General features: G+C 35.3%; 1 protein-coding gene. It reads right to left on the bottom strand.

Going from position 1 to position 408, the window contains the following annotated elements:
• Nucleotides 1-408, bottom strand: a 408-nt coding sequence (locus tag SB764_RS38480; protein WP_410866532.1) for a hypothetical protein, incomplete at both ends; no start/stop codon positions are given.

The raw sequence follows: 408 nt of genomic DNA, 5'->3' as shown, positions 1-408 counted from the left end.
AGGAAGCTTCAAAGTATCATATAAAGCTGTTGCTAATTGTGAAGGACTATTAATATTAATCCCACCAAAAACGATTGTCAGTACCTTTTCTAAGCGTGTAATTTGATGTAGTAATTTCTGTCCATACCTATTAGCAAATTCCATATCTATTAGGAATCCATTTTGTTCCATATCTATACAAATGTCTGTAATAGGACGTTCAATATTGAAGTACAAGTCTTTCAGTTTTGGTAATCGGTTGAAGTGCTGCATCACAAAGTCTTTAAAGAATTTGTAGGTCAGATGGGTGTCCTTACATGTATAGTAAACTGCAATTCCTCTACGTCCGTCCGATGTCTCAAATTGTGCATCTTGGAAGCCACCTTTTCCGAATAATTCTTCATACGGAATACTTCTATCTTCAAAACC

It is taken from the genome of Paraburkholderia sp. SIMBA_027 (genome assembly GCF_046535315.1).
Classification (GTDB): Bacteria; Pseudomonadota; Gammaproteobacteria; order Burkholderiales; family Burkholderiaceae; genus Paraburkholderia; species Paraburkholderia tropica.
Note: the sequence above shows the minus strand (reverse complement) of the source record. Positions and strands in the feature narration are given on the sequence as shown.